Source organism: Pantoea sp. FN0307 (genome assembly GCF_050113815.1).
GTDB lineage: Bacteria > Pseudomonadota > Gammaproteobacteria > Enterobacterales > Enterobacteriaceae > Mixta > Mixta alhagi.
Window position 1 is genome coordinate 108,038 of sequence record NZ_JBNJSO010000003.1, and the last position, 20,135, is coordinate 128,172.

The following is a 20,135-nucleotide window of genomic DNA, read 5'->3' on the forward strand; positions in this document are numbered from 1 at the left end:
ATAGGCTCTATTTATTCTGATTTTCTCAGAAATTTCGCACACATGGAATGCGGGTAATTTATGAATCTCTTGTATCTGGCACAAAGCGGCCTGAGTGCCGCCCAGGCAGCATTAAACGTTGTGGGTAGTAACATGAATAATGTTGCTACAGAGGGATATAGCCGTCGGAATATCATTCTGGGCGAGGCAGGGGGGAAAACAACAGCAAACGGCTTCTTTGGCTATGGCGTTCAGGTTAACGGTGTGAAACGTGCTTATGATGGTTTTATTAATAATCAGTTGCGCGGCGCGCAAACATCGTATAGCACTTTATCCAGTCGTTATGAACAGCTTAGTCAAATAGATAATATGCTGGGCGACAAAAGCAACAATGTTTCCGTTTCTCTTAATAATATCTTTGGCGCACTGGAAAAAATAAGTAGCGACCCGGTAAGTATGGCCGCGCGTCAGGAAGCCATGTCGCAATTCAAATCAACTGCCTATCAGTTTCAAAGCAACTCGCGCACGCTTAACGGGCTGGAAAAAAGTACTAACACCCAAATTAACCAGACCGTGACCGATATTAACTCCTGTGCCAAAGCACTGGCGACGGTTAATGAGGCGCTCTATAAATCTCATGCTCAAACCGGCGGACAGCCCGCAGACCTGCTTGATAAGCGCGATGTGCTGCTGAGTGAGTTAAGCAAACTGGTCGGCGTCAAAGTAGATGAAAATCAGCTGACCGGCGAAGTCAATGTTGCGCTTTCCAATGGGCTGCCATTGGTAAGCGGCGATCGTACCTGCCTGTTTGAAGCTGCGCCTTCCGCAGCCAATCCTGCGCAGCTGGAAGTGTCTTATATCGACGCGTCGGGCAATACTATCAAGCTGGATGAAGAGAAGATCAGCAGCGGAAAGCTGGGCGGCCTGTTCAAATTCCGCAACGAGGATCTGGTTGATGCTCGCGATCAGCTTAATCAGCTGGCGTTGCAGATGGCGAATCGTTTTAACGAAGTGAATAAAGCCGGTTTTGACAGTAATGGCGAAGCTGGTACAGATATTTTCACTATTGTCGATCCAACAGCCCTGGTAAATCGTAATAACCAGGGTGATGCCACGCTTGATATCAGCTTCAACGAAATTTCACAGGTTAAGGTACAGGATTACACTCTGGTATATGAAGGGCCGGGTGCCAGCGACTGGTTAATCACCGACAGCAGCGGCATGAAAATTACACCAGAAATCGGCGAGCAGGGCGAACTCTCTTTTGATGGCATGACTATTCAGCCACAGGGCTCGCCTGAGGCAGGCGACAGCTTTATTTTTAATTCCGCAGGCGGCGTAGCTGGAAATATTGCGGTAGCGATCGGTGCTGGCGATAAAATTGCTGCCTCCAGCTCCGATGAAACTGAAGCAGAGAGCAATAACGAAAATATCAAAGATATGATCGCTATTAAAAATGAGGCGCTGATTGGCAAGGCAACGTTAATTGAAGCGTATGCCAGCCTGGTGAGTTCAGTGGGTTCTTCAGTTAATTCCCTGAAAGGCGATCAGCAAGTTGCGGGATATGTTCAAGATCAGCTTGCTCTGCAGCGTCAGGACATATCGGGCGTTAATTCCACAGACGAAGTTATTTATATGCAGATGTATACCCAGTATTACCAGGCTAATGCTCAGGTGTTACAAACTGCAACCACTATCTTTGATACGATTTTAAATATCCGATAAAAATATTTTTCTGGCCACCAGAAGCCGCGAGAAAAAAAGGAAAAAAGATGCGTATTAGCTCACTCTATATGTTTCAACAACAGATAAATAATATGTCTACAAGCAATACGAAATTTAATAATATTGCTACCAGGCTGGCATATGGACAAACCTTACTCAAACCTTCGGACGATCCTGCCGGCGCATCACAGGCGGTGATTTATCAAAACACACTGGCAAAAATCGAACACTATGAAACCGCGCGTCAGTACGCACAGGATACGCTGGGGCAACAGGACACAGTACTGAATTCGATTGGCTCGCTGTTGACGAAAAATTTGTCAGAGAAAATCGTTGCTGGTGGTAACGGAACGTATTCAGCGGAAGATCGGGCCGCGCTGGCAAAAGAACTGGAAGGTATTCGTAATAACCTGATGGGCCTGGCCAATAGCCGCAGCAGCAACGGGCGTTATATCTTCGCGGGTTATAACACCGGTAGTGAACCCTTCGCAAAAGATGGCACCTATGTTGGCGGCACAACGCCGATTGTACAGGTGGTGGCCGACAGTACGGAAATGCAGGTTAGCCATACCGGTAAGGATCTTTTTCTCTCCGGCACGTCGGATGACCTTTTCGTCGCCCTGGACAGCGCGATCGAAGCGTTAAAAGCCCCGATAACAGATGATACAGGACGTGAAACATTACAGCTTACGCTGGATAAGGTTAACGTTTCGATTAAAAAGAACATCGATAACCTGGGTAAAATACAGGCTACGGTCGGCACTAATCTTCAGCAGTTAGATATACTGGGATCCAGCGCTGACACGCATAAAATAGAAGTTGAAAGCACTTTGCAGGAAACGTTAGGCGCAGATGTCGATACTTTTACCACTCTGATTGGTCAATCAAAAATGGCCGAATTCGCCTTAAACTCCTCATATATGGTATTTCAGACGATGCAACAAATGTCGATATTCAACATGATAAGGTGATCTCTTAACAGAAAAATTAATGGAATAATGGCTTTTTTCTGTAAAACGACAAATTCAGGCAGAATGGTTAAGGATAATCAATGCTAAATAATTTAAAAATCGCCACCGGAATTCATATTGCTATCTTTAGCCTGATATTTTTATTATTAGGCATAGTGGGTTTAGGTTATTACAGCGCCAATACATCAGGCCAACAATTTTCACATTTTATGGAGGTCAGTGAAAACGCATCGGTTCTGAATGATGCGGATGAGGCAATAAATAGACTGCTGGAGAAAATTTACGCGTTAAGTCTGTCCACCAGCAAAGGAGAAAAGGCAACGACACAGCAGCTTAGTGAAGCCCGACGGTCGCTTGCTTTGGCTCAGGAGCAATTAAAGCGTTTCTATTCACAGCCGTATCAACAAGATGCTCTTGTAATTGTTGATAAAATTAAACAGCAGGCAGATACGTTAATGGCGCTGCTTGTATCGCGACTGGAAAATATCAACCAGGTTGATAATGCTGTTCGCGAAATGAATAAAATTTCCGCCGCTCGCAACCTTTTTGAAAACGAAGTGAAGCAGTACAGGGCCCGCTTCGAAGCATTAATCACTACGATAGAGGTGGAAGCGAACGCCAACAACAGCCGCTTCAATACGCTGGCGATTAGCGCCGGGATTATTGCGTTGGGGTTGGTGATTGGCATGCGCCTGTGGCTTAAACGCGAGCTGTTTCGACGTCTGGATGAGACAGTAAAAACCTTTCAGTCTATGGCGACCGGTAAGCTGGACGAAGAGATCCCTGCGGGCAAGATGAATGAAATCGGCTTGATGTTTATTGAACTGGAGAAATTGCGTCAGTGGGTGACGATGACCGTCTCGTCTATTCGAAATGGTGTAAGCCGCATTAACGCTTCAGCGCAGGAAATTGTTAGCGGCAATAATGAGCTCTCCTCGCGAACAGAACAACAGGCATCTTCTTTGCAGCAGACCGCAGCCAGTATGGAAGAGCTGAAAATTACGGTGCGACAGAATGCGGATAATGCGCATACGGCGCGTCAATTAGCTGAAAGCGCCAGCGGCAGTGCACGTAACGGCGGTGAGGTCATGGAGAGCCTTGATGCCATTATGCATCGGATCATTATCAGCTCACGTCAAATTGACGATATCAATAGCGTGATTGACAGCATCGCCAATCAAACGAATATCCTGGCGCTGAATGCGGCGGTGGAAGCGGCACGAGCTGGCGAGCAGGGGCGTGGATTTGCTGTAGTGGCAGGGGAAGTACGTAACCTGGCGAAGCGCAGTGCCGATGCGGCGAAGGAGATTCGCTCGCTGATTAATACCTGTGTGGCGGATATGCATTCGGGGTCGCAGGAAGTTGAGCAGGCGGGAAAGGCAATACAGCATATTATTCAGTCAGTTTCGCAGGTGGCGGATATTATGGCGGAGATTGCTTCCGCTTCCGACGAACAGAGTTCTGGCATTAACCAAATTGCTCAGGCGGTGAACGAACTCGATTCGGTTACCCAACAAAATGCCACGATGGTCGAGCAGGCGGCAGCGGCGGCAATCAGTATGGAAGAGCATGCGGGGCAGTTGGGCAGTATGGTTGCGCATATCAAGTTAAAAGATGAAACAAGTTATACGGCTATAGACTATCAGCCATTATTAACACCCACTGTGCTTTTACCTGAAACACAGCGCAAAAAAAACGAGCTGGATCACATTAATCCCGTAGAGGAATGGGAAAGCTTTTGAATTAATTACTTTTAACGTTAAGGGTAATATAATTTTCCAATAAGCCGTGCGGAAATCGTTTTTATGTAGGGAATTAGTGGAATTTGTGCGGCCTTATTGAACTATATATACCCTGGCCAATGAAAGATAATTAAACTATACCCGTGGCAGGATGGACAATGTCATTGTGAATGAATTATATACCCCTGAAGGTATGGTAGACAAAAATGCATTATGGAAAAAGTATGCTTTCCTGGTGCGCCATGAAGCGCTAAGGTTGCAGGTGCGTTTACCTACCTCCGTGGAACTGGATGATTTGATTCAGGTGGGCGCAATCGCTCTTCTCAACGCCATCGATCATTTTGATCCTAAAAAAGGCATTGTTTTTAGCACTTACATTACACAGCGTATACGTTGGGCTTTAATAGATGAACTGCGCGAACGTGATTGGGTACCGCGCCGTATTCGCACTAACGCCAGAGAAATTGCCGGGGTGATTCATCGCATTGAGCAAGCCACTGGCAAAGCCGCTAAAGAAGCGGATATTGCGGCTGAGATGAATATAACCCTTAGTGATTACAGGCAGATGCTGGCAGATACTAATGTCAGCCAAATCTGTTCACTTGATGAGCTGCAAGAAGAGCTGGCGGACAGGTTCGAACAACCTGATATACAACATGAAAAGTTTAATCCGCTCAATAAAATCACTCAGCAAAAACTACTTAAAAAGATTGCTGATGAGATTAAGAAACTACCCGAAAGGGAGCAGGTATTGTTGAATCTCTACTACCAACAAGAGTTAAATATGAAAGAAATCGGGAAAATACTTGAAATAACGGAAACACGGGTAAGCCAGTTGCACAGCCAGGCAATAAAAAGAATACGTGCACGCTTGCAATGATGGCTTTGATTGTTAAATTAGATAAGTATTTTAGTGATTTTAATTATCTTCTTTAAGCGAGTGATAACATTCAAATCTCTCATTGTTGCTGATTGGTTTAGACTGATTCGTTAATACGAGAGGCAGATATCTTTATCGCATTGATTGCGTTTAACATTGTCACTATAAATAAATATACATTAAAAAGTTCTTGAAAAAGGTTGATTTATTATATGATAATCGGGATCCAAATAGGAATTGTCTTGAAAGTGCTAATGTCAGGGAAATAGCCTGCCGGATGCTAAAGAAGCAGTGACGCTTTTATAGTTATAATTTTAATTTTATTAGTGATATTGGTTTGACTTAGCCTGCTGCGTAGACCATTTATTTACACTGAGATTTGCGCAAAATAGTAAGTGGACATTCCATATTGTTTGGCCTTCCTCTAATGCCGATATTTGAAATATTGGCAGGATTATTTAACACGAAACCAATGTGGAATATAAATATGCATAGCTCCGATACTAACGATCTGCTTCAATCTATACATGATTTGAACCTTACTTATTTAGTCTTGGCGCAAAGGCTTATACGCGAAGATAAGTTCGCTGCAGGATTTCGTCTGGGATTAGACAGTACCATTCTTGATACGCTAAGCGAACTTACCCTGCCGCAACTTATCAAGATGGCTTCAACCAGCCAACTGATATGCCGTTTGCGCGTGGATGATAAAGAGATGATTGACTGCCTGACGAAAGCATCGCGTATTGATGCGCTACAACAAATTCATACTGGAATTATTTTATCAACGGAGTTGCTCAACTCACTTCCCGAGCAAAACCATTCTACTTGCTGACGGAGCTAGCAATCATGAGTGAAAAAAGTATCCTGGACGAAATTAAAGAAGTTCAGATGGCAATGGAGCTTATTACTTTCGGTGCCAGAATGCAGGTGCTGGAAAGTGAGATCAGCCTAAGCCGCAGAAGGCTTTTAAGGCTTTACAAGGAACTGCGCGGATGTCCTCCGCCGAAAGGCATGTTGCCTTTTTCTGCGGAGTGGTTCATGTCGTGGGAGCAGAATATCCACTCATCGATGTTTTATAATATTTACCTCTTTATAAAAAAAATTGAAAATTGTCGCCCTATTGAAGCATTAATCAAAGCATACCGTTTATATCTGGAACAGTGTCCGGTTAAAGCCCCGGAAAAACCGGTACTGGGATTAACCCGGGCATGGACATTATTACGTTTTATTGAGTGTGGCATGATAGGACGTACGGAATGTATTGCCTGTCACGGCGCTTTTGTGATTACCCATGAGCATGCAAAAGATCCTTTTACCTGTAGCTTATGCAGTCCGCCTTCACGTGCGGCGAAAAAATGTGAAGCTTATGATATTGCCGGTTAACCAGCGCGCTGCACTATAACGTTGATGGTAAGAAACCAGGATCGTGAATAACGTATCTGTATATCCAGGTACGTTAACGCCTGAAACGTTAGTCACCATTAATAAATATAAAAAACAGGCGTGTTTATAATAAGGAGACAGCATGCTGGTTATTATTGGTTATGTAGTTGTTTTTGCCACTGTTTTTGGTGGCTTTGTTTTATCTGGCGGACATCTTGGTGCGCTTTATCAACCCACTGAACTGCTCATTATCGGTGGAGCAGGCGTCGGTGCCTTTATTGTGGGTAACAATGGTAAAGCCATTTCTGCCACCATGAGGTCCTTTCCTCTGTTGTTTAAAGGATCTCAATATAATAAAGCCATTTATATGGAATTAATGGCGCTGATGTTTTTATTGCTGTCAAAAGCAAGGCAAAACGGAATGATGGCGCTGGAAAATGATATAGAAGATCCGCAGAACAGCACGCTTTTTTCCAACTATCCGCGTCTTATCGCCGATAAATTACTAATGAATTTTCTGGTGGATTATTTGCGTTTGATGATCAGCGGCAATATGAGTCCGCATGAAGTTGAAGCATTGATGGATGAAGAAATTGAGACCTGTGAGCATGAGCTTGAGGTACCTGCTGGCAGCCTGAACTCGGTGGGTGACGCTTTTCCTGCTTTCGGCATCGTGGCGGCCGTAATGGGGGTAGTTAACGCGCTGGCTGCGGCCGATCGACCCGCCGCTGAGCTGGGCGAACTGATCGCGCACGCCATGGTAGGTACCTTCCTGGGGATTCTGCTGGCGTATGGGTTTATCCTGCCGCTGGCAGCGCTGCTGCGTCAAAAAAGCAGCGAGAAAGTGAAGATGCTGCAATGCATCAAAGTAACGTTGCTTTCCAGCATGAGCGGTTATGCGCCACAGATAGCGATCGAGTTCGGACGTAAAATTCTCTATTCCACTGAACGTCCTACCTTTATTGAGCTTGAAGAGCATGTGCGCCAGGTGAAATCGAATACAAGCAGTGATTCGGGAAGCGTACCATGAGTAAAAATAAGCATCCTGTGATTATCGTCCGCAAGCGGAAAAAGCAGGACCACGGTCATCATGGAGGCTCATGGAAAATTGCCTACGCCGATTTTATGACGGCGATGATGGCTTTTTTCCTTGTGATGTGGCTGATCACCAGTACTTCTCCGCAGCAGAGACACCAAATTGCAGAATATTTTCAAATGCCCTTAAAGGTTGCGCTCTCACAGGGTAACCAGCCCAGCCTGAGTGAAAGCGTTATACCGGGCGGCGGTAGCGATGTGGTGCATAAGACGGGTGAAGTTAACCGATCCACACCACGCGATAACGCCGATCTGCAACGGTTAAAAAGAGCCCGCGATCGGCTGCAAAACATGATTAAAACCGATCCCCGGCTCAACAACTTTCAATCAAACCTGCGCATGCAGCTCACCGAAAATGGATTGCTCATTCAAATTATTGATAGCCAGGACCGCCCGATGTTTAAGTTGGGCAGCAAAGAACTGGAGGGATATTTAAGGGGCATTTTCGAAACGCTGGTACCGGTTATCAACCAGCTACCCAATCGTATTAGCCTGACGGGACATACTGACTCGCTTCCTTATGCGCATGGCGATACTGGCTACAGCAACTGGGAACTTTCCGCCGATCGCGCAAACGCTTCGCGCCGCGCATTGATAGCCGCCGGCCTGGCGGCCAATAAATTTCTGCGGGTAGTGGGAACGGCAGATTCAATGGTGCTGGACAACACGCAGCCACACAACCCCATCAACCGCCGTATTAGTATTCTGGTTTTAAGCCAGGATAAAGAAAAATCGCTGATCAGGGACGATAGCTTAATCCAGAGTGTTACCGGCCATGAAAATATTGATGCGATAAAAGATGAGTTAAAAATTACGCCGCAAACCAATGAAGATGCCGCCGCGCTTGCGAATTAAATCAGGATAGGGTTGAACAATATGGATGTAAGCGATTTTTATCAGACTTTTTTTGATGAAGCCGATGAGCTGTTAGCTGATATGGAAAAATATCTGCTACAGCTTGATGTCATTTCGCCCGACAAGGAAATGTTAGATGCTATTTTCCGCGCAGCGCATTCTATTAAAGGCGGTGCTGGAACGTTCGGTTTTAAAATATTGCAAGAAACCACCCATTTAATGGAAAACCTTCTGGATGATGCGCGCTGCGGTGTCCTGCGGCTAACCGGCGAAATCATTAATCTGTTTCTGGAGAGCAAGGATATTATGCAAGATCAGCTTGATGCCTATAAATCTTCTCAGGAACCAGACCAAGAAACATTTAACTATATTTGCGAGGCGCTACGGCAAATTGCGCAACAAAGTAAAGATGGCTCGGCAGATCAGGCAACCACGGCTGCAGCAGCGCCGGTAAATGCACCAGCAGAACGCGCTTTCCTGAATATTACCCTGTTAAATGTTAAACAAGATGAGGGGCGTCTGCTGGTTGATGAGCTCTCTAATCTGGGGAAAGTGCTTAGCCAGCAACAGCAAGAAGATCGGCTACAGGTTCAGTTAGAAACCACGTCCAGCGCCGATGAAATCGAGGCTGTGCTCTGCTTCATCGTTGAAGCGGAACAGGTAGCTATTACAGCGGGCAGCGCGCCGGCAGAAACAGACAGCTGCGTAACGTCAGTCGCAGCTGTTGAAAGCCCTCCGGCAGCGGCGAAAAGCGCGCCCGTCAGGCCCGCCGCTCGTGCGCAGGCCGCCGAGTCCAATAGCATTCGCGTTGCGGTAGAAAAGGTTGATCAGATCATTAACCTGGTCGGCGAACTTATTATCACCCAGTCGATGCTGTCACAGCTTTCCGCCACTCTGGAGCCATCAGCAAATGACGTGCTGTTAAACAGCATCGTTCAGCTGGAGCGCAACGCGCGCGATCTACAGGAATCGGTGATGTCCATTCGCATGATGCCGATGGAGTATGTATTTAGCCGCTTCCCACGGCTGGTACATGACTTAGCCGGCAAGTTGGGCAAAGAGGTTGAATTGACGCTGGTAGGCGGGTCCGCCGAACTGGATAAAAGCCTGATTGAACGCATCATCGATCCCCTGACGCATTTGGTTCGTAACAGCCTCGATCACGGTATTGAAAGCCGTGAGGAACGCATCGCGAAAGGCAAATCCCCGATGGGCAACCTGACGCTGTCAGCGGAGCATCAGGGCGGAAATATTGTTATTGAAGTCAGTGATGATGGCGCAGGCCTGAACCGTGAAAAGATCCTTGCGCGTGCGCACGCTCAGGGGATGGCAATTAACGAAAATATCAGTAATGAAGATGTCTGGATGCTGATTTTTGCGGCTGGCTTCTCCACTGCGGAAAAGGTAACCGATGTCTCCGGGCGCGGCGTCGGCATGGATGTGGTGAGACGCAATATTCAGGAAATGGGCGGCCATGTAGAGATTACCTCTGAGCAAAATAAAGGCTCGACGATCCGCATTATTCTGCCGTTAACCCTGGCGATACTTGATGGTATGTCGGTCCGCGTTGCCAATGAAACCTATGTACTGCCGCTTGGCGCCGTTATGGAGTCGCTGAAACTCACCGAAGATTCTCTCTATCGTATGGCAGGCGATGAGCTGATGCTGCAGGTGCGGGGCGAATATATTCCACTCATTACGCTGCACTACATATTTGATATGACAGAGGAGCCTGCCGCGATTAATGACAGCGTTGCGGTGATTTTACAAAGTGCTGGCGTGCGTTACGCCCTGATGGTCGATCAGCTCATTGGCCAGCATCAGGTAGTGGTAAAAAATCTTGAGCTTAACTATCGCAAAGTGCCCGGTATCTCTGCCGCAACCATTTTAGGCGATGGCAGCGTGGCGTTGATTCTTGACGTCGCTGCGCTGGCGAAACTGTGTAAATCCAAGCGCGTCGCGACGAAAGCCGGGCAAGCGCTCCCTGTTTAAGGACAAACAAAATGACAGCTTCCGCAACTGAAAAGAAAACAGCAACCGACAATCACGGCAACGAATACCTGGTCTTTACGCTGGGTAATGAAGAATACGGCATCGAAATATTAAAGGTGCAGGAGATACGTGGCTGCGAACGGGTAACCCGCCTCGCCAATACGCCGGAATTTATTACCGGCGTCACCAACCTGCGCGGCGTGATTGTACCGATCGTTGATTTGCGTATTAAATTCGATTTGGCTGGCACAGAGATTAATGAAAAAACAGTGGTGATTGTATTGAGCCTGGCGCAGCGGGTAGTGGGCATTGTCGTGGATGGCGTTTCTGATGTGCTATCGCTGAATGCTGAAGAGATCAAGCCGGCGCCGGACTTTTCCGTTACGCTCTCCACGGATTATCTGCTGGGCCTGGGCTCAGTGGATGAAAGAATGATTATCCTGGTAGATATCGAGAAATTACTTACCAGCGAAGAGATGGAACTGGTTGAGAAGAGCGTCAACGAGACGCTGTAATTTTTTCTGGGCAGCAGCGGCAACAGATGCGCCGCGGCTGCCCTTTTTTATTTCCGCGTTTTATCCTTCTGTTGTCCTCCTTTATATTTTTTTCCGGCTCTGGCTCTGGCTCTGGCTCTGGCTCTTTGCCAGCCCGCTTAGCCTGTCATGATGTTGCTTATCTGCTGCTGACGCGATGACGTCTGCTGCTGCGTGATGTTGCTTATCTGCTGCTGACGTGATGCCGTCTGCTGCTGCGTGATGTTGCTTACCTATAGCCGACGCGGTGTCGTTTCTATTGCCGACGTGATGGCCGGCTGCAGTCAGGCGGTAAGTCACAGACATAAAAAACGCCCTACCGATAAAAGCAGGGCGTCAGCTTATTAAGCTAAAGGAGCGTTACGCTCGCCGCGTTAAACTTAGCGCAGCAGGGACAGCACGTTCTGCGGAACCTGGTTAGCCTGGGCCAGCACGGTGGTACCGGCAGACTGCAGGATGTTAGCACGGCTCATGTTGGAAACTTCAGAAGCGAAGTCTGCATCCAGGATACGCGAGCGTGACTCAGACAGGTTGTTTACTGCGCTGTCCAGGTTGCTGATCACTGAAGCAAAACGGTTCTGCGCGGCACCCAGGCTTGAGCGCAGGCTGTCGACCTGTTTCAGGGCCGCATCCACCGTTTCCATCAGCTTGGCGCTCGGATCCTTGACTGCATCGCCTACGGCAAAAGTCGCACTGGTTGTCCCGGTACCGGTAATTGTTGGGGTGAGCTCTACAGCGACTTCAGTCGTCGTGTCGGCTTTAGTGCCTATCGCCCTGATTTTGCCATCACTACCAATATAGATATCACCGGTACCGCCCGTACCGAAGGCCGTCTCTTTCATTTTCTGCAAGTCAGCATCAGTCAGCGTATGCGACTTGGCGGATGTGCCAGTACCGGTGGTAATATCCATACCTTTGGCAGCTTTGGTACCTAAATCAGGACGGTCGGCATAGGCGTTGACGTCGAATTTCGCCATGTTCAGCGTCTCGGAGTTGATCTGCTTCAGGTTCAGGCTAATGGTTTCGCTGTCATTCGCGCCAACCTGAATCGTCAGGCTCTGATCGGTCTTCAGCACTTTTACGCCGTTGAAGTCAGTTTGTTCAGAGATACGGTCGATCTCAGACAGGCGCTGGGTGATTTCGTCCTGAATTGACTGGCGGTCAGAAGCGGAATTGGTGCCGTTGGAAGCCTGTACGGTCAAACGACGAATGTTCTGCAGGTTGTCATTGATTTCGTTCAGCGCGCCTTCTGTGGTCTGAGCCAGAGAAATACCGTCGTTCGCATTACGTGAAGCCTGAGTCAGGCCGGTAATGTTAGAGGTGAAACGGTTACTGATTGCCTGACCTGCCGCGTCATCTTTTGCGCTGTTAATGCGCAGGCCGGAAGAAAGGCGCTGAATAGCAGAACCCAGAGAGTTCTGTGATTTATTCAGGTTATTCTGAGCCATCAAACTCAGGGCGTTAGTATTAATCACCTGTGACATATTGTTCCCTCATATATAGGTTGAGTTCTTTTATTGCAGTTCTCTGCAATTTGTTGATGCGTTAACAAGCGCATATTAAAAATATCGGCCTCAGATAAATTCTCTAAAAAATAAATTCAAAAAAAATGCCTTTTGCGCAAATTTCAGGCAAAGATAAAGATTTGGTAAGAGGAATATTTAAATCCCTGGATTATTTTTTAAATAAACATCAAAGCGTATAAAAGCCAGCAATTCTGGCGGGTTATAGAGGTTTAAAATTTTAAGGTAAGATGTAATAATTAAGGCTTTTATAAGGCGTTAATAATAGAATGTCCGTTGCATAATAACGAAAGCGTTACGCTTATAATGATGGGATTTGAAAATAAAAACTTATCTCCGCGCCGTTTAAACCGATAGCTAAAAGAGAACAGGTTTAAATAATAATCCCTAAAGGAGTAGATAATGCCAACCATGTCTTCCCTCGGTATTGGTTCCGGCCTTGATACGGCCGCCATGCTGGCGCAGATGAAAGTTGCAGAGCAAACCCGTCTGACGCCCTACACCAATTTAAAAAGCGGTTACGAAAACAAAATTTCCGCATGGGGGAAAATCTCCAGCGCGCTCGATGCCTTGCATGGCAGCGTTAAGAAGCTCAGCGGTGAAGCGTTTAATACGCTGAAGGTCAGTGACAACAAGGCCTTTACGGCTACCGCCACGGCGGAGGCCAACGCCGATGCGCATGATGTCACCGTAATGCAGCTGGCGGTTTCCCATAAGCTGCGCACCACGGGTTACGAAGACGCCGCTGAAAACCTGGGTGAAACCACCGGAACAACCCGTACTATTACCATTACGCAAAAAAATGGCAAAGAGCTGAAAGTCAAACTGGCAGATGATGAAACCTCTCTTAACCAGATGGCGAAAGCGATCAATAAGCAAGAGGGCGATGTACGCGCCTCGGTGCAGCGTACCGATGATGGTTATCAGCTGGTGCTCAGTTCACGCACCGCCGGTACCGACGGCGAAATGTCGGTAAGCGTCGAGGGTGACGATACGCTGGGCGCGCTGTTGAATACCCAGGAGGGCGGACGAGAGGCTGAGGACGAGACGAATGGCATGATTGTCGTTTCCAAAGCACAGGATGCACAACTGAAGGTTGATGGCATCACGTACACGCGATCCAGTAATAATATTACCGACATCATCGAAGGCGTTACCCTAAATCTGAAAGCCACCTCTGAAAAGGGAGCGTCGGAGCAGCTCACACTCAGCATAGATAACTCCGCCATCAAAAGTACGCTGCAGGATTTTGTCAAAAACTACAATGCATTGCTAAAGCAAACCACCGCTTCCAGTAAATATGTGCCGAACGACGCCTCTGGCCTGAAAGACGACGAGGTGGCCAAACCCAACAAGGAGAACGGCGCGCTGATGGGCGATGGTACGTTGCGTAGTATGGTGGGTGAACTGCGCGCTGCGGTTAACGGTGTCTATGGCGATAAAAACAGCGACTATAACGCCCTGGCTTCGCTGGGCATCACCTTCGATGCCGGCACAGGTCAGATGACGCTAAGTGAGAAAACGCTGGACGAAGCGATTGCCGATAATCCCGATCAAATTGGCCAGATGTTTAAAGACCATGCCGGAAATCAGGGCCTGGCCTCCACGCTGACTGATATTATTACCAAATATGCCGGTGACGAAGAGAGCAAAACCGACGGCATCATCAAAAACACCACCGATAGCCTTGATGAGCAGGTCAAGCTGGTAAAAGAGCAGATAGATAAAACCCAAAAGCTGATCGATGCGCAGGTAGAGCGCTATCGCGTTCAGTTCCAGAATCTGGACTCGACCATGTCGCAGTTAACTAGCCTGAGTAACCAGCTGATCTCAATGTTATCCAGCCTTAATAAATAATGTGCGCAAACCGCCAAAATAAGCAGGCGTATACCTGCTTATTTTTATGGAGACTAACATGTACGCAAAGCAAGGAACCCAGGCCTACGCGCAGGTCGATCTTCACAGCAAGGTGGCAGGTGCGACGCCGCATCAGTTGATTACTATGCTGTTCGATGGCGCGCACAGCGCCATTGTGCGCGCGCGCCTTTATTTTGAAAACGGCAACATCGCTAAACGCGGTGAAATGATTTCAAAAGCAATTAACATTATTGATAATGGATTACGATCCGCCCTCGATCATGAAAAGGGAAAACAGATCGCAGGCGATCTGGATGCACTTTATCACTATATGTCGCGCACGCTATTACAGGCTAATTTAAATAACGATCCTTCTCAGTTAGCACATGTTGATGAGATATTAACCAATATCGCTGAGGCATGGAAAGAAATCGAACCACGTTGAAAACAGGCAGGCTATGGCTACATTCCTTATTGAAGAACACAATAATATTTATAAAATGAATCAGGCTATGCTGGTTATGGCGCAACAGGGAGAATGGGGTAATTTCGTCACAATGGCGGAGCGCTATATTATTACCCTGCGTGCTGTGCTGGAACAGGTTCCCGATACGCTGTCCAGCGATGAAAAAGAACAATTTTATAATTTTTTAATAACGCTACAAAGTAATGAAGAAGAGATAAACCGGGCACTGGAAGGTCGCATGGCGCTATTAAAAAAAGAGATGTCTTCATTGCATCAAAGTAAAAAGGGTAACAAGGCATATCTTGCACAAGTTATCTCGCCCTTCCGGTAATGCCAGCACATCATTATTGATAATTTTGCCGTCTCCGCGCGCTTACTATCTGACTAACGACCCGCCTGATAATTGATGGTTACCTGATGACTGACCACACGAACGGGCGGCTTCAGCTGCCCTTTCGTGTTAATCACATAGATAAAACGTAACGCCTCTCCCGGCGAAAAGGGTAACGGCGCCGCTTTCTGGCCTGTTAACCGATCCAGCAGGATACAGGCCGTCACGCTACAAAGCTTGATCTCCAGCCCTGTCGGCGATGGCGAAAGCAAACTTATGCGCCAGCTAATGCGACGCAGCGCCGCATTAGCGGGTATCGGCACAGCCGGACGCAGCGGCTCTCCCACATAGGTCTGCTTACCCACGCTGAGCAAAGGTCCGGCCGCCGCGCCGCTCCACGAACCATGCATAGCCAAAGCTGGCAGCGATGCAACCGCCAGCAGAAGGGTTAAGACAGATCTTGTCCTCACTTTTTGCCACCAATCACCCAGGTCATGCGTACCGTACAGTTATGGGTCAGCTCAAGGTTAGAAAGCACGGCCAGCTGTGGAAAAACGCGCCGCAGAAAACGAGATAGCATCAGCCTGAGTGGCTGATTAACCAGCAGGACCAGCGGCGCATCGATCGCTTCCTGCTGCTGAATGGCGCGTTCGGTTTGTGCAATCAGGTTTTCCGCAATGCCGGGCTCAATGGCGCTGCCGTTCTGAATCGCCTGCGTCAGTAAGCGCTCCAGCTCGGTATCCAGCCCAATAACCTGAATCTCCTGATTATTCTGGAACCATTGCTGGGTAATGGCACGGCCAAGTCGAATTCGTACCTGCGCCGTCAGCTCGTCGGCATCATTTTGCCCTGGGGCGAACTCGGCCAGTGTATCGATGATGGTTCGCATATCACGGATAGAGACGCGCTCCGCCAGCAGGTTCTGCAGTACTTTATGAAAGGTGTTCAGCGGCAGCACGGCTGGAATGAAATCTTCCACCAGCTTAGGCATCTCTTTACCGACCTGATCCAACAGCAGCTGCGTTTCCTGGCGGCTGAACAGCTCATCGGTATGCAGACCAATCAGGTGATTAAGGTGCGTGGCGACCACCGAGCTGGGATCAACCACGGTATAGCCCTGAATCGTTGCCTGCTCGCGCAATATCTCATCAATCCATACCGCAGGCAGACCAAACGCGGGTTCCTGGCAGGCTACGCCCGGCAGCTCGCCTTCCGCACAGCCTGGGTCGATCGCCATTGAGCGTTCAGGTTGAATGGTGCCACGGCCAATTTCAACGCCTTTTAACAGAATGCGGTAGTCGCCGGGCGCTAAATCAAGATTATCGCGAATGTGAACCGGCGGCGGCAGAAAGCCCATATCCTGCGCAAATTTCTTGCGGATACCACGAATGCGTGCCAGCAACTGCCCGCTTTGCGCAGTATCCACCAGCGGAATCAGACGATAGCCTACCTCCAGACAGAGTACATCTTCCAGCTGTACGTCCTCCCAGGAAGCCTCTGCCACCTGGGCCGCTTCCGCTTTGCCTTTTGCCGTTTCACGATCCTTGTTGCCCTGCAAAGGCGTACCGCTGAGCGCGGCCTGTTGTTCACGCCCGCGCAGCCACCAGGCGGTGCCGAGTAGAGCAGAGGTAAAAAGTAAAAACACCAGATTAGGCATGCCCGGAATAATACCCAGCAGGCCGATTACGCCGGCGGAGAGCAGCATGACGCGTGGATTCGTCATCAGCTGACTGACCATCTGTTCGCCTACGTCCTGCTCGGTGGCAACCCGCGTCACGATGACGCCAGCAGCGGTAGAGATAATCAACGCGGGGATCTGACCGACCAGCCCGTCGCCAATAGTCAGCAGCGTGTAGGTCTCACCAGCCTGGGCAAATGACATATCGTGTTGCAGCATGCCGATCGTCAGGCCGCCAATGATATTGATGGCCATAATCAGCAGACCGGCAATCGCATCACCGCGCACAAACTTACTGGCACCATCCATAGAACCATAAAAGTCAGATTCCTGGGTCACTTCGTTACGACGGCGTTTTGCTTCATCTTCGCCAATTAACCCGGCATTCAAATCGGCATCAATCGCCATCTGTTTGCCTGGCATGCCGTCCAGCACAAAGCGCGCGCCGACTTCCGCAATACGTCCGGCACCCTTGGTGATGACCATAAAGTTAATAATGATCAGAATGGCGAACACGATTATGCCGATAGCGAAATTACCGCCAACCAGAAAGTGACCAAAAGCTTCGACCACCCGGCCAGCCGCCGCTCCGCCGGTATGACCCTCCAGCAGGATCACACGCGTGGAGGCAATATTCAGTGCCAGCCGCAGCAGCGTTGAAAACAGCAGCACGGTAGGGAAGGCGGAAAATTCCAGTGTTTTCTGTGTAAACATCGCCACCAGCAATATCATCAGCGACAGCACGATATTGAAGGTGAACAACATATCCAGTAAGAACGCCGGCAGCGGCAAAATCATCATAGCCAGAATCAGCATGATCAATACCGGGCCGGCCAGAATTTGCCACTGCGTCTGTTTAAACTGCGGCAAGCGTAGTTTGCTCGCTAAATTTGACATCACTCTTGGCTCTTAGGTTTGAAATCCAGCGCTTCAGGCACCGGAAGATTGACGGGTTTTTTCGGACGTATGCCGCCTGCGTTACGCCAGCGGCGCAGGCCATAAACCCAGGCGAGAACTTCCGCCACTGCGCTATACAGGGTGGTGGGAATCGGCGCATTCAGTTCGCAGTGGCGATACAGTGCACGCGCCAGCGGCGCTGCCTGCAGCATTGGAATATTGTGCTCTTCAGCCACGGCGCGAATACGCATTGCCGTTTCACCTGCGCCTTTAGCGATTAAAACAGGCGCAGCCATCGCGCCCTCTTTGTAACGCAACGCAACGGAGTAGTGCGTGGGGTTATTGATGACCACGTCGGCCGTTGGCAGCTCCGCCATCATGCGGCGCGTTGCCGCAGCACGCTGTAGCTGCTTGATACGCGCTTTAATATGGGGATCGCCTTCATGCTGCTTATGCTCGTCACGTATTTCCTGTCGGCTCATACGCAGCTTTTTCATATTGCTGAAGAGCTGGTAGAAAACGTCATAACCCACCATTGGGATCAGCGCCAGGATCACCATCAGCAGACAGTCCATAATCAACTGGCCAAAATGACGCAGCGCATCGTTCAGCGGCTGATTCATCAGGTGAATCAGTTGCTGCTTATGCATAAACAGGTAAAAACCGCAAACGCAGCCGACCAGCGTGACCTTCAGCAAACCCTTTAACAGTTCAGAGACGAACTGCGCGGAAAGCATGCGCTTAAGACCGGAGAGCAGTGAAAGCCGCTTCAGATCCAGCTTAAAAGATTTACCGCCGAGCTGCAGACCACCCAGCAGCATGGGCGTCATTAACCCGGTCAGGAACAGCCCCGGCAGCAGCAGCAGCAGCGCACTTATGGCGAGATCGCCCAGATTGCGCAGATGAAGCCAGAGTTGTGCCGGATCGCGTGCCAGCAGCGCGTCGAATGTCAGCCCGCCTTTTAACAGATGGGTAAGGTGGCCGACCACATTCTCACCGCCTGCCAGCATCAGCGACCATCCCACCAGTAGCATCATCAAAGAGGTCAGCTCTTTGGATCGTGGGATCTGTCCTTCTTCCCGTGCCTTTTGTCGTCTGTGGGGCGTGGGGTCTTCCGTTTTTTCTACATCACTTTCTTCAGACATCGCTAAAAGCCAAGGCTTTCCAGCAGATCATCAACCTGATCCTGCGAGGCGACGACGCCTGCTTTGGTATGATCAAGCTGCGGGCCATTTTTCAGGTTACCCGGGTGGTCGGCGGCGACGGCGGCCTGTGGTTTCTCCGGCATATTGTCCACCAGCATCTGTATCAGACCCTGCTCAATATGGGCGATCATATCCATCATTTTCTTGATCACCTGACCGGTAAGATCCTGAAAATCCTGCGCCATCATGATTTCCATTAGCTGCTGATTGGTCTGCTGAGCAACGTCCGGCGTCTGTTTTAAAAACTGCCGTGTGTCGATCACCAGCGCACGAGCGGTGGTCAACTCAATCGGATTTTCAAACCACTCATCCCAGCGCGCCGCCAGGCTGTCCGCCGTGCTGTTAAGGTTGTCCTGTAAAGGACGGGCGATTTCCACGCAGGTGAGTACGCGATCGGCGGCCTGAGAGGTTTTATTGACCACATAATTCAGGCGATCACGGGCGTCTGGCATGACCTCTGCCACATCCATAATGGCGCGATCGAGGCTCAAATTATTTAAGCTGTCACGTAGCTGACGCGTCAGATGTCCAATTTGTGAAAAAATAATCCTTAGATTTTCAGCGGATTGCGCATTCTGCTCTGCTTCCATGCTTCCTACCATCCCAGTTTTTCGAAGATTTTCGTCAGTTTTTCTTCCAGTATGGCGGCGGTAAAAGGCTTAACCACGTAACCGCTGGCACCCGCCTGCGCCGCCGCAATGATGTTTTCTTTTTTGGCTTCCGCCGTCACCATCAGCACCGGTAAGGTTTTGAGGCGTTCGTCTTTGCGGATTTCATTGAGCAGTTCCAGGCCATCCATATTGGGCATATTCCAGTCGCTGATGACAAAATCGAACGGCGAAAGCTGTAGCTTGCCCATCGCATCGTTGCCGTCTTCTGCTTCTTCTACGTTGTGGTAGCCCAAATCTTTTAGAAGATTACGCACAATACGACGCATGGTTGCGAAATCGTCTACCACTAAAAAACGTAAATTCTTGTCTGCCATTTTTATTATCTGTCCATAGTGAAAGTGAAATAACA

The 20,135-nt window shown here is 48.8% G+C and carries 20 protein-coding genes; 13 read left to right on the plus strand and 7 right to left on the minus strand.

Annotated elements, in window-relative coordinates; translation table 11 throughout:
* Window positions 1-60 precede the first annotated feature (60 nt).
* The 10 genes from flgK to cheW all read left to right on the plus strand — a co-directional run bounded on the left by flgK (window position 61) and on the right by cheW (window position 11,140).
* Window positions 61-1,704: a flagellar hook-associated protein FlgK gene (gene flgK / locus ACQE3Z_RS11000; protein ID WP_426973823.1), complete on the plus strand. Its 1,644-nt coding sequence runs from the start codon at window positions 61-63 to the stop codon at window positions 1,702-1,704.
* Window positions 1,705-1,751: 47 nt separating this feature from the next.
* Complete coding sequence (gene flgL / locus ACQE3Z_RS11005; RefSeq protein WP_426973824.1) at window positions 1,752-2,675, plus strand: flagellar hook-associated protein FlgL; 924 nt, start codon at window positions 1,752-1,754, stop codon at window positions 2,673-2,675.
* 80 nt (window positions 2,676-2,755) lie between these two features.
* Entirely contained in the window at window positions 2,756-4,417 is a 1,662-nt protein-coding gene (locus ACQE3Z_RS11010) for a methyl-accepting chemotaxis protein (RefSeq protein WP_426973825.1), read from the plus strand.
* Between the two features lie 166 nt (window positions 4,418-4,583).
* Window positions 4,584-5,297 carry an RNA polymerase sigma factor FliA gene (locus ACQE3Z_RS11015; protein ID WP_426974071.1) on the plus strand — a complete coding sequence of 238 codons (714 nt, stop codon included), beginning with the start codon at window positions 4,584-4,586 and terminating at the stop codon, window positions 5,295-5,297.
* Window positions 5,298-5,784: 487 nt separating this feature from the next.
* Window positions 5,785-6,132, plus strand: coding sequence for a flagellar transcriptional regulator FlhD (flhD, locus tag ACQE3Z_RS11020; RefSeq protein ID WP_426973826.1), 348 nt, complete (start codon window positions 5,785-5,787; stop codon window positions 6,130-6,132).
* A 14-nt stretch (window positions 6,133-6,146) separates the two neighbouring features.
* Window positions 6,147-6,683, plus strand: a complete 537-nt coding sequence (gene flhC / locus ACQE3Z_RS11025) for a flagellar transcriptional regulator FlhC (protein ID WP_426973827.1) — start codon at window positions 6,147-6,149, stop codon at window positions 6,681-6,683.
* 142 nt (window positions 6,684-6,825) lie between these two features.
* Window positions 6,826-7,713 (plus strand): flagellar motor stator protein MotA, encoded by an 888-nt coding sequence (motA, locus tag ACQE3Z_RS11030; RefSeq protein WP_426973828.1) that lies wholly within the window; start codon window positions 6,826-6,828, stop codon window positions 7,711-7,713.
* Window positions 7,710-8,633, plus strand: a complete 924-nt coding sequence (gene motB, locus ACQE3Z_RS11035) for a flagellar motor protein MotB (RefSeq protein WP_426973829.1) — start codon at window positions 7,710-7,712, stop codon at window positions 8,631-8,633. The genes motA and motB overlap by 4 nt, the downstream gene beginning before the upstream one ends.
* Before the next feature lie 21 nt (window positions 8,634-8,654).
* Window positions 8,655-10,625 carry a chemotaxis protein CheA gene (gene cheA / locus ACQE3Z_RS11040; RefSeq protein WP_426974072.1) on the plus strand — a complete coding sequence of 657 codons (1,971 nt, stop codon included), beginning with the start codon at window positions 8,655-8,657 and terminating at the stop codon, window positions 10,623-10,625.
* Between the two features lie 11 nt (window positions 10,626-10,636).
* Window positions 10,637-11,140 carry a chemotaxis protein CheW gene (cheW, locus tag ACQE3Z_RS11045; protein ID WP_085069041.1) on the plus strand — a complete coding sequence of 168 codons (504 nt, stop codon included), beginning with the start codon at window positions 10,637-10,639 and terminating at the stop codon, window positions 11,138-11,140.
* An 81-nt stretch (window positions 11,141-11,221) separates the two neighbouring features.
* On the opposite strand, the gene ACQE3Z_RS11050 is transcribed toward cheW, so the two are convergent.
* Together ACQE3Z_RS11050 and ACQE3Z_RS11055 are read right to left on the minus strand one after the other, a co-directional pair.
* A complete protein-coding gene (locus ACQE3Z_RS11050) occupies window positions 11,222-11,464 on the minus strand; it encodes a hypothetical protein (RefSeq protein ID WP_426973830.1) in 243 nt (80 codons plus the stop codon).
* A gap of 74 nt (window positions 11,465-11,538) precedes the next feature.
* Entirely contained in the window at window positions 11,539-12,642 is a 1,104-nt protein-coding gene (locus ACQE3Z_RS11055) for a FliC/FljB family flagellin (RefSeq protein ID WP_426973831.1), read from the minus strand.
* Window positions 12,643-13,083: 441 nt separating this feature from the next.
* On the opposite strand from ACQE3Z_RS11055, the gene fliD reads away from it, so the two are divergent.
* Genes fliD through ACQE3Z_RS11070 form a run of 3 tightly spaced genes read left to right on the plus strand, consistent with a single transcriptional unit; the run spans window position 13,084 to window position 15,335 of the window.
* Window positions 13,084-14,538, plus strand: coding sequence for a flagellar filament capping protein FliD (gene fliD / locus ACQE3Z_RS11060; protein ID WP_426973832.1), 1,455 nt, complete (start codon window positions 13,084-13,086; stop codon window positions 14,536-14,538).
* Window positions 14,539-14,596: 58 nt separating this feature from the next.
* Window positions 14,597-14,983, plus strand: coding sequence for a flagellar export chaperone FliS (fliS, locus tag ACQE3Z_RS11065; protein ID WP_426973833.1), 387 nt, complete (start codon window positions 14,597-14,599; stop codon window positions 14,981-14,983).
* 13 nt (window positions 14,984-14,996) lie between these two features.
* Window positions 14,997-15,335, plus strand: a complete 339-nt coding sequence (locus tag ACQE3Z_RS11070) for a flagellar protein FliT (protein ID WP_426973834.1) — start codon at window positions 14,997-14,999, stop codon at window positions 15,333-15,335.
* A gap of 53 nt (window positions 15,336-15,388) precedes the next feature.
* Here the strand turns inward: ACQE3Z_RS11070 and ACQE3Z_RS11075 are convergent, their stop codons facing one another.
* Genes ACQE3Z_RS11075 through cheY form a run of 5 tightly spaced genes read right to left on the minus strand, consistent with a single transcriptional unit; the run spans window position 15,389 to window position 20,100 of the window.
* On the minus strand, window positions 15,389-15,745 hold the full coding sequence (locus ACQE3Z_RS11075) for a flagellar protein FlhE (protein WP_426973835.1): 357 nt from the start codon (window positions 15,743-15,745) through the stop codon (window positions 15,389-15,391).
* Window positions 15,746-15,801: 56 nt separating this feature from the next.
* Window positions 15,802-17,910: a flagellar biosynthesis protein FlhA gene (gene flhA / locus ACQE3Z_RS11080; RefSeq protein ID WP_426973836.1), complete on the minus strand. Its 2,109-nt coding sequence runs from the start codon at window positions 17,908-17,910 to the stop codon at window positions 15,802-15,804.
* Window positions 17,910-19,055 (minus strand): flagellar biosynthesis protein FlhB, encoded by a 1,146-nt coding sequence (flhB, locus tag ACQE3Z_RS11085; RefSeq protein WP_426973837.1) that lies wholly within the window; start codon window positions 19,053-19,055, stop codon window positions 17,910-17,912. Before flhB ends, flhA begins: the two co-directional genes overlap by 1 nt.
* A 2-nt stretch (window positions 19,056-19,057) precedes the next feature.
* On the minus strand, window positions 19,058-19,705 hold the full coding sequence (gene cheZ / locus ACQE3Z_RS11090; protein WP_426973838.1) for a protein phosphatase CheZ: 648 nt from the start codon (window positions 19,703-19,705) through the stop codon (window positions 19,058-19,060).
* Window positions 19,706-19,710: 5 nt separating this feature from the next.
* Window positions 19,711-20,100, minus strand: coding sequence for a chemotaxis response regulator CheY (gene cheY, locus ACQE3Z_RS11095; RefSeq protein ID WP_426973839.1), 390 nt, complete (start codon window positions 20,098-20,100; stop codon window positions 19,711-19,713).
* Window positions 20,101-20,135 lie beyond the last annotated feature (35 nt).